This is a genomic window from Ruegeria sp. AM7 (assembly GCF_056535965.1).
This window is the reverse complement of sequence record NZ_JBQFJE010000003.1, coordinates 1191302-1203545: the sequence shown is the minus strand read 5'-3', so window position 1 is coordinate 1203545 and position 12244 is coordinate 1191302. Positions and strand designations below refer to the sequence as shown.

Below are 12244 nucleotides of genomic sequence, written 5' to 3'. Positions count from 1 at the left end.
CGGCTGCGTTGGGTCCACATTGTGGCGCACGGTAAGAGAGCGATCAGAATGCTGCTGAAAATCGAGAATGTTCGAAAATCCTACCCCGGAGGACGTCCGGTGCTTCAGGGTGTTTCGCTTGACTTGGACACGGCCCAGACTTTGGCACTGACCGGTGAAAGCGGCAGCGGCAAAAGCACCCTTCTGAACCTCGCGGCGGCGATGGACAGTTTCGAAGACGGAGAGATCACGTTGGATGGCACAGGTTTGTCGTCGCTCGACGACCCCGGCCGGGCCGATCTACGCCGGCATAGCCTGTCGATTGTTTTCCAGCAGTTCAATCTGATCCCATCTTTGACGGTCAGGCAGAACCTATCCTTCCACGCCCGGCTTGCGGGGCAAGAGGATAAAGACTGGAACGCCCATCTGGCCGACCGGTTGGGCCTGTCTGATCTTCTGGATCGCTACCCCGAGACCCTGTCGGGCGGCCAACAACAACGCGTCGCTATCGGGCGCGCGCTGGCGTCTCGGCCCAAGCTGCTGCTTGCCGACGAACCGACGGGCAATCTTGACGAAACCGCCAGCGCGAATGTTCTGGACCTGATGTTGTCGCTGGTCTCCGAGACCGGGACCGCTCTGCTTTTGGTGACACATTCAGGCGAGATTGCAGGCCGGCTGGACAAGCGCGCGCATCTCAGCGGTGGTCGCATAGCATGACGCAAGCCGTTGTTCAGGCCCTGCTGTCCCATTGGCGCGCGCATCGAATACAACTCGCCACCCTTCTGATCGGGATCGCGCTGGCGACAGCGCTGTGGTCGGCTGTACAAGCCATCAATTCTGAAGCCAGGGCCAGTTATCAAAGGGCGAACAACCAGTTGGCTCTGGGGCAATTCGATACCCTTCAAGACCCCTCGGGCCTGTTTCCCTTAGCGCGCTACACCGAGCTGAGGCGTGCAGGATGGCAAGTGGCCGCCGCGCTGGAGGGCTCGATGCGCATAAACGGCCGCACGGTTCGAGTGCTGGGTGTCGACATGCTTAGCTACCCTGCCCTGCCCGCAGTCACCCAGATGGAGGAAGGCGAAACTCCTCCTGATCCGGCCCAGATACTGACCGCTCCGGGCCGATTGCTGGTACACCCTGAGTTGGCCACGTTGCTAACTGGAACCCAGGACCTGCCACCAATGGTGGTGACAGATAACCTTCCATCAGACCTGATCCTGACAGATATAGGTGTGGCCGAGGTTTTGTTGGACCGCCCCGGTCTTTTGTCCCGGCTCATCATCTTACCGTTCCAACCACGCGACCTGCCAGAGCTTGCCGTCGTCGCTCCGTCTCTGGAACGGATAGACGCAGCCTCGCAACTGGACACGGCCCAACTGACTGACAGTTTCCATCTGAACCTGACAGCTTTTGGATTGCTGTCCTTTGCAGTTGGGCTGTTCATCGTCCACGGTACGGTCGGGCTTGCCTTTGCACAGCGGCGCGCAATGATCCGCACCTTACGGGCACTAGGGGTCTCGATGCGGCGACTGGTCTGGATGATCATGGCGGAACTGACCCTTTTTGCCATCGTCGGAGGCATCCTTGGCCTGATGCTTGGATTCTTCATTGCAGGCGCCTTGCTGCCCGATGTAGCAGCCACTTTGCGCGGTTTATACGGGGCACCTGTGAGTGGCCAGATCGCCTTGCAACCTGAATGGGTTCTGGCGGGCCTTGCGATGGCCGTCGGTGGCACCTTGCTGGCCAGCGGGCAAGCCCTGTTCCGCTTGTCCCGAATGCCATTGTTGTCGGGCGCTGGGCTTCAGACGTGGCGCGTAGCGGCGTCGGACAGGTGGCTTTCCCCAATTGCAGGCGTTTTGGCGATCCTCGGCGGTGTCGCAGCGCACCTATTGGTCGGAGGTCTGGTAAGCGGTTTTGCCATGGTCGCCGGCTTTCTGGTCGGCGCCGCGCTCATTTTGCCAACGTTGTTATCCCTCGCGCTGCAAGTGTTGCAACGCCGTGCAACAAGCCCGATCGCCCAATGGGTATGGTCCGACATGCGCGCTCAGCTTCCCGGTCTGTCCTTGGCCTTGATGGCCCTGTTGCTGGCCCTGGCTGCCAATGTCGGTGTGGGCACGATGGTGTCCAGCTTTCGACTGACCTTTACCGGATGGCTGGATCAACGCCTGACGTCCGAACTGTACCTGACACCTTCCGATCAACAACAGGCGCAAGAGATTGCCGAGTGGCTTGCTCCACAAGTTGACGCGTTACTACCTATTCGCAACGTGGAGCTGTCCCATAGTTCGGGACCTTTGTTTTTGTACGGCGTTGTCGACGATCAGACCTATCGCGAAAAATGGCCGCTGATCGCATCTTCATCAGAAACGTGGGACCGTGTGATGGACGGAACTGCAATCTTGATCAACGAACAATTGGCCCGGCGCGAAGACCTTTGGCCGGGTGACGTTGTAAGCCTTGGCGCGAACCTCAGTTTGCCCATAGCCGGGGTGTATTCTGATTATGGCAACCCCACCGGACAAGCCATCGTTTCGATGGATCGCCTTGATAAAATCTCCCCCGGGGCGAAAATCCGTGGCTTTGGCATCCGAGTCCCTGAAGATCGGGCAACGGAACTGGCCCAGACCTTGCGTGACCGCTTTGATCTGCCATCGCGGTCGGTCGTTCAACAGGCGGCGATGAAGGCGCAATCCGTGGCGGTTTTTGAAAAAACATTCGTCGTCACTTCGGCGCTGAACATCCTGACACTTGGTGTCGCGGGATTTGCGCTTCTGACAAGCCTGCTGACACTGTGGACGCAGCGCTTGCCGCAAATTGCGCCGATCTGGGCGCTGGGGTTAACACGAGCGCGTCTAGCCCGGCTAGAGCTGTTGCGCAGCGTGTTGCTTGCGGCGCTGACGGCGGTTTTCGCGCTGCCGCTTGGGTTGTCGTTGGCATGGACCCTACTGGCGGTCATAAATGTCGAGGCCTTCGGCTGGCGATTGCCGATGTATCTGTTTCCATCGGATTGGGTCTATCTTCTGGTGCTCACCCTTGTGGCCGCTCTCATCGCGGCTGCTCTGCCTGCACTTCGCCTGTTACGACTGCCGCCCGCCGACCTTTTAAGGGTGTTCGCCAATGAGCGTTAAATATGTCCTCTTGATACTGACTTTGCTGTTACCAAGCATGGCACAGAGCCAAGGCTACGCCGGTTTGGGCGGCTCGGCAGAAGGGTTCGACGTACCTCAAGAAGGTTATGATTTCAGCTTTCCGCAAGATCACGGTCCGCACCCGTCATACCGGATCGAATGGTGGTATCTAACGGCAAACCTGACCGGAGAGGATGGGCGCAGCTATGGTTTGCAATGGACCCTGTTCAGATCGGCCCTCAGACCAAACGAAGTCGAAGGGTGGCAAAGCCCTCAAATCTGGATGGGCCACGCAGCTGTCACCACACCCGAAGCGCATTACTTTGCAGAGCGCCTGTCGCGTGGCGGTATTGGTCAGGCGGGCGTCACAGCCGACCCGTTCGTGGCGTGGATCGATGAATGGTACATGCAGGGGGACGATCTGGATCGCCTGAACCTTCGCGCTCAGGGGGCTGACTTTGGGTATGACGTGTCCCTCGACGCGCAGGGTCCGTTGGTTTTCCATGGAAACGGCGGGTATTCCGTCAAATCCGCAGACGGGCAAGCCAGTTACTACTACTCGCAACCTTTCTACGCCGTTGAAGGGACGCTGCGGCTGCCTGACGGTGATATCGCTGTCACAGGGCAAGCCTGGCTGGACCGCGAATGGTCATCGCAGCCGCTGGCAGCCGACCAGACCGGGTGGGATTGGTTTTCCCTCAGCTTCGATAACGGTGACAAGCTGATGGCCTTCCGCCTAAGGGGGGGCCGTGGGGACTTTACCGCCGCCACGTGGATTGCCCCTGACGGTACAACCACCACTTTGCCCGATGGTGCTGTACGGGTCCGTCCGTTGGACACGGCACAGGTGGCTGATCGTGATGTGCCCATTCGGTGGCAGGTCACGCTGCCGGATCGCGATCTTGATGTCGAGGTATCGGCAATGACGCCGGATTCCTGGATGGCGACGATGTTTGAATATTGGGAGGGTCCGGTTACCGTCACCGGCAGCCACAGCGGTCGTGGCTACCTTGAAATGACCGGATACTGACTAGCGAACGACAAAAACCGAGACGTTAGAGTGTCGCACCACCCGTGCCGCATTCGGACCCAGAAGGTAGTCCTTGAAATCCGGTTTGTGCGCTCCGATCACGATCAGATCCGACCCGGCACTATCGGCCGTTTTCAGGATTTCCTGGTAGGCTGTACCGGTTGCAACCACATGGCGGACAGTCTCGTTCCGTTCCGCACCCAGCGCCGCGACACACATATCGGTCAGTTTGGTCTGCGCTTCTTCCAACGCTTTTTCATGGAAATCGGCTTGAAAGAAACCGGACACCCAGCTTTCGCCGAAATCCGGCAGAACAGTTACAACATCAAGCTGCGCGTCTTCCATCTGGGCCAAGGTAGCCGCTTTTTTGAGGACATGGACATCCAGATCACCATTGCTTATGTCGACGGCACAGAGGACAGAGTTTGTCATGCGGGCACCTCTTGTCTGGTGGCACGGCCACGTTGCAGGAAGGCGATCAGACCCAGGAATATCATCGCCGGGATATAGATCAGTTGTTTCGGAGGCTGGCTGGACGGCACACTGACCGAGGTCAGACGGACCGCCTCATCCCCGTAATAGTCAAAGATGTCCAAATCATCGGCAACCGGCGCGCCGAACAAGGGTTCTTCCAATTTGACCAACCCATCCTCTGGGATCAGCAACAGCCCCAAAGCTTCAACCCGCGCTTCGCCGCCCTCTTCGTCGCCGACGGTCACGACGACCGTGGTATCAGTCATCTCAAGCGTGTCAAAATCGGGGCCGGCAACGACCAGTCGCATCTCGGTTCCCGGTGGGGTTTGGCCAATCGTTTCGACCAAAGCAGCCGGTTCGACCGATGTGTACGGAGGCGCGATCCGGTCCATAAAGTAGTCCGGTCGGAACAGAGCAAAGGCCACGGCGATCAGTGCGATGCTTTCATAGATACGGCTGTGGGTCAGGAAATAGCCCATTGTCCCCGCAGTGAAGACGAGGATGGCAATGGTCGCGAATATAGCGACGATTATGCCTTCGACCCAAGTGACGTCGATCAACAGCAGATCCGTGTTGAAGATGAACACAAATGGCAGCGCTACGGTGCGCAGGCTGTAGAAAAACGCGGTGAAGCCTGTCTTGATCGCGTCACCGCCCGAAACGGCAGCTGCAGCGAAGCTGGCCAAACCCACAGGCGGTGTCACATCGGCCATGATACCGAAATAGAACACGAACAGATGCACGGCAATCAGCGGCACGATCAGCCCGCTTTGCGCGCCCAGCTCAACCACAACTCCGGCCATCAAAGAACTGACGACGATATAGTTCGCAGTGGTCGGCAGGCCCATGCCCAGGATCAGGCTGAGCAGTCCGACCATCACCAGCATCAGGATCAGGTTGCCGCCCGACAGGAACTCGACCAGATCAGCCATCACCTGCCCCACGCCCGTCAGCGTCACGGTGCCCACGATCACACCCGCCGTGGCGGTGGCCAGCGCGATTCCGATCATGTTCCGCGCGCCGTCGATCAGGCCCTGCCACAGATCGGCCACGCCGTCGATGAAGGTGTCGTAAAGGTTGCTCTGACCCCTAAAGATTGCCTTGAGCGGCTTTTGCGTCACAAGAATTACAAACAGCAGTGCGGTGGCCCAGAACGCCGACAACCCGGGCGATTTCTGTTCGATCATCAGGAAATAGACCAGCACGATGATCGGCAGCAGATAGTGCAGACCCGCTTTGTAAATTTCGGCGATAACCGGCAGCTCTACCTCTTTGGCATTTGGATCGTCCGGCTCCAGATCCGGGACCTGAGACGCCAGGAAAAGAAGGACCACATAGACCGCACACACAATCAGGCTAAGAATCAGACCCGCCGCAGACGGAGCCCACGCCGTGACCGCCTCGACCGGGAATTGCGAGCTATAGCAGAGCCCTGCGAACACTAGGAAGAAGGACAGCATCCCGACAACGGTCCGCGCCAGATGCACCTCGCGATTGCCCAGCGTGGGCATGTTACGCTTCACGGCTTCGAGGTGAACGATATAGACCAGCGCGATGTAGGAAATCGCGGCGGGCAGGAAGGCGTGGGTGATCACCTCGACATAGGAAATGCCTACATATTCCACCATCAGGAAGGCCGCAGCCCCCATCACCGGCGGCATGATCTGTCCGTTCACCGAACTCGCCACCTCGACCGAGCCCGCCTGTTCACTGGAAAAGCCCACACGCTTCATGAGCGGTATGGTGAAGGTGCCAGTGGTCACAACATTGGCAATCGACGAGCCCGAGATCAGGCCGGTTGCGGCTGACCCGACAACAGCCGCTTTGGCCGGACCACCCCGCAGATGGCCAAGCGCGCCAAAGGCCATCTTGATAAAGTAATTCCCTGCCCCGGCCTTATCCAGCAATGCGCCGAACAGCACGAAGAGGAAAACGAATTTGGTCGAAACGCCCAGGGCAATGCCGAACACGCCCTCGGACGTGATCCACATGTGGCTCATGGCCTTTTTCAGGCTGGCCCCTTTCCACTGGATCACTTCCGGCACACCTAGAATAACCATGATTCCAACAATTAGAATCGGGATAGCCAAGGCGATGCTTACAAAACGAAATGCCAACAAAGCTAAAACGATCAGCCCCAGCAAAGCAGACCATCTATAGACTGGCACTTCAATGCCCGAACCAGACCCAAAAAACACATAAGCCAAGAAGATCGTCGCGATGATTGCCATAGCCGGGCCAAGCGCGCGGCGAGCGGCCTCGAACAGCAGCAAAAGACCACCCAACGCGATCCACTTGTCGGTATCATCCGCCAGACCACCGGCGTTTACGATCTTGTCGTAGAAGAAATACCCGTAAAGCGCCACAAACGCCCCAAGAGCGCCCATGATCCAGTCTTGAATGGGAATGTAGTTTCGCGGGCTGGATTTCAGTGCCGGATAGGCCGCAAAGGCCAGGAACATCGCAAAAGCCAGATGAATCTGGCGCGAGTTGTTCACCACGCTGCCCGGCAACACCACGTTGGAAATCGGCGAGGCCAGAACGACCTGAAACACCGACCAAAGCGCGGCGACGACAGCCAGAAAAATCCCGACACTGCCAACCGGATTACGCCCCCCTGCATCGGACGAAGCTACAAGATCCTGCAGTTCTTCTTCGGATAGAGGGCGATTGGATTGGGTGTCGGAACTCATCAGGATGTCTCCCCGTCATGCGACCTTTTTGGCCTTATTCGCTACCCGGTTACGCCGGGCTTGGGTGGCGGAGCGCCCGAAGGCACTCCGCATCAGGTCTGGATTATTGAATCCAGCCTTTTTCTTTATAGTACTTCTCGGCGCCCGGATGCAGCGGAGCCGACAGACCGTCGGAAATCATTTCTTCGGGCTTGAGGTTGGCGAAAGCCGGGTGCAGCTTTTTGAAATCGTCGAAGTTTTCGAAGACCGAGCTGACAACTGCATAGACCGCGTCGTCCGACACATCCGCCGAGGTCACGAAAGTCGCGCCCACACCAAAAGTCGTAGTGTCACCGTCCGACCCGCGATACATGCCACCCGGAATGGTCGCGGTGCGGTAGTACGAGTTGCCGTCGATCAGGCCGTCAATCGCGTCGCCGGTCACATTGACCAGAACGGAATCACAAGCTGTGGTGGCTTCCTGGATCGAGCCCGACGGGTGGCCCACGGTGTAGATCATCGCGTCGATCTGGTTGTCGCACAGGGCTGCCGACTGTTCGGCTGCTTTCAGCTCGGATGCCAGGGCGAAATCGTCAATGGTCCAGCCGACCGCGTCCAGAACCACATCCATGGTGCCACGCTGACCGGAACCGGGGTTGCCGATGTTCACGCGCTTGCCCTTAAGGTCTTCAAAGCTGCTGATGCCAGAGTCGGCCCGCGCCACAACGGTGAACGGCTCGGGGTGGACCGAGAACACAGCGCGCAGATTTTCAAACGCACCAGCATCTTCGAATTTCGAGGTGCCGTTATAGGCATGGTACTGCCAGTCGGACTGGGCCACACCAAACTCCAGTTCGCCTTCGCGGATGGTGTTAATGTTGTAAACCGATCCGCCGGTCGACTCGACCGAGCACCGAACGCCATGCTCTTTGCGTCCTTTGTTCACCAGACGGCAGATCGCGCCACCGGTCGGGTAGTACACGCCAGTCACACCGCCGGTACCGATGGTGATGAATTCTTCCGCATAAGCTGCCGGAGCCATCATGGCTGCCGTGACAAACGCGCCAAGGCTTAGCTTGCTGCTGTTTTTCATTTTTGAGAACTCCCAAACTCTTATTGTGGATGAGAGACATGTCAGCGGCCCCCATCTGGGACCATGCCGGTACGGCAAGCCACCCTATCATGCAACAGGGTCAAGCATCTGAAATTCCAAAATCTCCCAACTCAGACGACGTTTCATTCAGACACTCATCTTGTCAACCCCTGCTCATAACGTAACGTCCTCATTCCGCATATATGACGGAATTTTCCAAAGTTTCCCCATCAGTCGAATTTGAGTGTATACCCCTTCAAACTCAGCCATTGGCCGGTCCTAACGGACTGGTTTGGTTGGCTCGTTCAAACACGGAACAGAAAAGGCGAAAAGCCGTGAACAAAACATCGTTCAGCCCGCTGCTGGCCATTGCGCTTGCCCTAAGTGCCGCCATCGCAGTTTGGGGGCTTGCCGACCCGCAAGGGCTGGGCAAACTGGCCGCTGCCGCAGTGGCGACTCAATTCAACAGCCGCGGCTGGTTTATCATGCTCGAGGTCAGCGGGTTGCTGTTCGTCGCGCTCTTTCTAGCCTTTTCCCGGTTCGGGAACACTCGTTTGGGCAAGGACACGGGTACGCCCGAATTTTCCACCCCGGCTTGGATCGCTATGCTGTTTGCCGCCGGGATGGGCGTCGGCCTGTTATTTTACGGCGCCGCCGAGCCGTTGACCCACTTCGAAGTTCTGCGGCAATACCGCGACGAGCCGGAAGCGGCCAGCTACGCCATGTTCGTCACCTACCTGAACTGGGGGTTTCACGCATGGGCCATTTACGGAATCGTGGCGTTGGTTATCGCCTATTTCGCCTATCGCAAAGGCAGGGCCTTGCTTTTGAGCGCACCAGTACTGGATACTTTTGGCGATATGCGCTGGACCCGGTCGGTGGGCTGGCTGTTCGATCTTTTGTCAATCGTTGCGATCGCTGTGGGGTTGGCCGGGTCAATGGCCATGGGGGTTTTCCAGATACAGACAGGGTTGGCGGGCCTGATCGGAGTTGAAAACCCCGACACCCTGACGATACCGGTCTTTGTCGCGCTTTGTGTTGCGTTCATTATACCGCTGCGCAAGGACCTTGGCGACGGGATGGCGCTGCTGTCAAACGCCGCGATGCTGATTGCTGTCAGTATGATGATCTATCTGCTGCTGCTCGGCCCAACATCATTCCTTATGAACGACATCGTCGCCGGGTTTGGCCGGTACCTGTTCGAAGTTCTACCCGCCGGGTTTTCGACCGCCGAGTTTTTCGATGATATCATCGTCGACTGGTTTCAGGGCTGGACGCTGAACTACATGATCTGGTGGTTAGCTTGGTCGCCCTTTGTGGGTATCTTTATCGCTCGTATTTCGCGCGGGCGAACCATTCGTGAGTTTCTGGTAGGCGTTATCGTCGCACCCACCCTGTTTTCGATCTTGTGGTTCGGAATTTTCGGAGGCTTAGGCTTTTACGACGCCCTGCGCCAAGACGCAGAACTGTCTGCGATAAACGCGCAAAATCTGGACGCCACGACCTTTGCTCTGCTGGAACGGTTTCCATTGGACGGCTTGACGAGGGCCGCAACGGTTTTGGCGGCATTTCTGTTCGTCATTACCAGTGTGGTCAGCGCCGGATTCACCTTGGCGATGATCGGAACCGGTGGGGACGAGAACCCCTCGCCCCGCATACGCACAATCTGGGGGGCGATTCTCGGAGCATTAGGGCTGGCGATGATATTTGTTGGTGACATTGGGCTTGTCCGGTCGATCATAGCCTTGTCGGCCATAGCCTTTGTTTTCATCGTTCCGGTACTGGTTATCTGCCTGATCAAATCACTGGCCCGCGAGGACCGCCCATGAGCACTTCCCTGATTGACACGCTTCTAAACATCAATGTGTTCCTGTTCATCGGCTTTCTGGTCTGGCTCAGCCTCCGACCGGACCCTTAAGGGTCGCCAATACACTTTGCTTACCGGAAGATGTGGTGCCCAAGGAGAGACTCGAACTCTCACGCCCGTGAAGGCGGGGGATTTTGAATCCCCTGCGTCTACCATTCCGCCACTTGGGCCACGAACACTGGATTAGCGCCCAAGTTCAGGAAGGTCCAGAGGCAAAAAACAACCCATCGTCATTTGTTTTTCCGGCGGCAGTTGACCCTAGGATGACTGCGTGATTTGGCTAACCCATCTGTTGACCGGGATTTTGGCGCCGAATGATACGATCACTCTATGACTGGACTATTCGTCTGGCCGAACACCCGCACGCTTTGTGGGCATTGGCCGTAGTGGCCTTTATTGAAAGCTCGTTCTTTCCGATTCCGCCAGATGTGCTGATGATTCCGATGATCCTGGCGCGACCGTCACGCGCGTGGTTGATCGCGACAGTTGCGTTGGTCGCATCGGTGCTCGGTGGGTTGCTGGGATACGCGATTGGGGCGTTTTTCTATGAAAGCCTCGGTCAGCCCATCCTGGAATCCATGGGCAAGGCTCACGCGATGGAGGAATTCAACACCCGGTTCAACGATTTCGGGTTCTGGGCTGTGCTGGCGGCGGGCGTGACCCCCTTTCCTTACAAGGTCATCACGATTATGTCGGGTTGGACCGGCATGCCTCTGGGCACATTCATTGCGACGTCGATTCTGGCCCGTGCATTGCGCTTTTTCATTGTAGCCGGTCTTTTGTGGGGCTTTGGAGAGCCGATCCGCGCCTTCATCGAAAAGCGACTGGGCCTGATGTTCACGTTGTTCATCATCCTGCTGTTCGGCGGCTTTCTTGTGGTGAAATACATATGACACGAAGAGCGCAACTGATTTTGGTCGCTGCCGGAGGCTCTGGCGCGTTGCTGCTGGGGGCGTGGGCATTTCAATACCTTGGCGGTATGGCACCTTGCAAAATGTGCATTTGGCAACGCTATCCTCATGCCGTAGCTTTCGTTGTAGGCGCGTTGGCTCTGGCGCTGCCGCGTTTGAACTTTTTACCCCTCGTCGGAGCACTAGCTGCGCTGTCCACTGCCGCTATCGGCTTTTTCCACGCCGGGGTCGAGCAAGGCTGGTGGGAAGGCCCCTCAAGCTGCACTTCCGGTGATATCGGAGGACTATCGACTCAGGACCTGTTCGACCAGATCATGACCGCGCCCCTTGTACGCTGCGATGACATCCCGTGGGAGATGTTCGGATTGTCCATGGCCGCCTGGAACGGCGTAATCTCGACTGTGCTGATTGTATTCTGGATGCTGGCCTGGCGTCAGAACTCGTCCAGCTCGGCATCCCAGTAAAGAAAGTCGATCCAGCTGTCATGCAGGTGATTGGGCGGGAATTTCCGCCCGACGTTGCGCAAGGCTTCGGCATCGGGCTGGCGCGGCGGCTTGCGCAGATTCATGCCTGCCTGCCGCAACGATTTCGACCCTTTGCGCAGGTTGCACGGGCTGCACGCCGCCACCACATTCTGCCAACTGGTCACACCACCTGCGGCACGCGGCACCACGTGGTCAAACGTCAGATCCCCCCGACTACCGCAATACTGGCAGCGGAATTCATCCCTTAGAAATAAATTAAAGCGCGTGAAGGCCACGCGCTTTCTGGGTTTTACATAGTCTTTCAGCACAACAACCGACGGTATTCGGATTTCAGTGCTGGGGCTTCGGACGACCTCGTCATACTCGGCCACAATGTCCACCCGATCCAGCCAGGCGGCTTTCACAGCCTCCTGCCATGGCCAAAGGGACAGTGGATAGTAAGACAAAGGGCGATAATCGGCGTTCAAAACCAGTGCCGGATGATGCTTTAGCGCACCGGGTTCCCTGACAAATTCGGTCCTGAAGTCTGCGTCCATATCAGAATCGCTCCTCGCTCTGCTCTGCCCGTTTGACATCAGAGCGGGGAACACCCGCCCCGGCCTTAC

At 57.6% G+C, this 12244-nt stretch carries 10 protein-coding genes and 1 tRNA gene; 6 read left to right on the top strand and 5 right to left on the bottom strand.

Annotated elements, in window-relative coordinates; all coding sequences use genetic code 11:
* Positions 1-48 precede the first annotated feature (48 nt).
* Genes ACR3EG_RS09690 through ACR3EG_RS09680 form a run of 3 tightly spaced genes read left to right on the top strand, consistent with a single transcriptional unit; the run spans position 49 to position 4137 of the window.
* Complete coding sequence (locus tag ACR3EG_RS09690; protein ID WP_480495233.1) at positions 49-696, top strand: ABC transporter ATP-binding protein; 648 nt, start codon at positions 49-51, stop codon at positions 694-696.
* Positions 693-3107, top strand: a complete 2415-nt coding sequence (locus tag ACR3EG_RS09685) for an ABC transporter permease (RefSeq protein WP_480495231.1) — start codon at positions 693-695, stop codon at positions 3105-3107. The genes ACR3EG_RS09690 and ACR3EG_RS09685 overlap by 4 nt, the downstream gene beginning before the upstream one ends.
* On the top strand, positions 3097-4137 hold the full coding sequence (locus ACR3EG_RS09680; RefSeq protein ID WP_480495229.1) for a lipocalin-like domain-containing protein: 1041 nt from the start codon (positions 3097-3099) through the stop codon (positions 4135-4137). The genes ACR3EG_RS09685 and ACR3EG_RS09680 overlap by 11 nt, the downstream gene beginning before the upstream one ends.
* Here the strand turns inward: ACR3EG_RS09680 and ACR3EG_RS09675 are convergent, their stop codons facing one another.
* The 3 genes from ACR3EG_RS09675 to ACR3EG_RS09665 form a co-directional block, all read right to left on the bottom strand.
* Positions 4138-4569, bottom strand: coding sequence for a universal stress protein (locus ACR3EG_RS09675; RefSeq protein ID WP_480495227.1), 432 nt, complete (start codon positions 4567-4569; stop codon positions 4138-4140).
* Complete coding sequence (locus ACR3EG_RS09670) at positions 4566-7304, bottom strand: TRAP transporter permease (RefSeq protein ID WP_480495225.1); 2739 nt, start codon at positions 7302-7304, stop codon at positions 4566-4568. Before ACR3EG_RS09670 ends, ACR3EG_RS09675 begins: the two co-directional genes overlap by 4 nt.
* Positions 7305-7407: 103 nt before the next feature.
* On the bottom strand, positions 7408-8376 hold the full coding sequence (locus ACR3EG_RS09665) for a TAXI family TRAP transporter solute-binding subunit (RefSeq protein ID WP_480495223.1): 969 nt from the start codon (positions 8374-8376) through the stop codon (positions 7408-7410).
* Between the two features lie 335 nt (positions 8377-8711).
* Between ACR3EG_RS09665 and ACR3EG_RS09660 the strand changes: the two genes are divergently transcribed.
* Positions 8712-10205, top strand: coding sequence for a BCCT family transporter (locus tag ACR3EG_RS09660; RefSeq protein ID WP_480495221.1), 1494 nt, complete (start codon positions 8712-8714; stop codon positions 10203-10205).
* Between the two features lie 122 nt (positions 10206-10327).
* On the opposite strand, the gene ACR3EG_RS09655 is transcribed toward ACR3EG_RS09660, so the two are convergent.
* A tRNA-Leu gene (locus ACR3EG_RS09655) sits at positions 10328-10413 on the bottom strand.
* Positions 10414-10557: 144 nt separating this feature from the next.
* Here ACR3EG_RS09655 and ACR3EG_RS09650 point away from each other — a divergent pair.
* Both ACR3EG_RS09650 and ACR3EG_RS09645 read left to right on the top strand, forming a co-directional pair.
* Positions 10558-11136, top strand: a complete 579-nt coding sequence (locus tag ACR3EG_RS09650; RefSeq protein ID WP_170752970.1) for a YqaA family protein — start codon at positions 10558-10560, stop codon at positions 11134-11136.
* Complete coding sequence (locus ACR3EG_RS09645; RefSeq protein ID WP_209194561.1) at positions 11133-11618, top strand: disulfide bond formation protein B; 486 nt, start codon at positions 11133-11135, stop codon at positions 11616-11618. Before ACR3EG_RS09650 ends, ACR3EG_RS09645 begins: the two co-directional genes overlap by 4 nt.
* Here the strand turns inward: ACR3EG_RS09645 and ACR3EG_RS09640 are convergent.
* Complete coding sequence (locus ACR3EG_RS09640; RefSeq protein WP_480495219.1) at positions 11588-12175, bottom strand: HNH endonuclease; 588 nt, start codon at positions 12173-12175, stop codon at positions 11588-11590. The genes ACR3EG_RS09645 and ACR3EG_RS09640 overlap by 31 nt on opposite strands.
* Positions 12176-12244 lie beyond the last annotated feature (69 nt).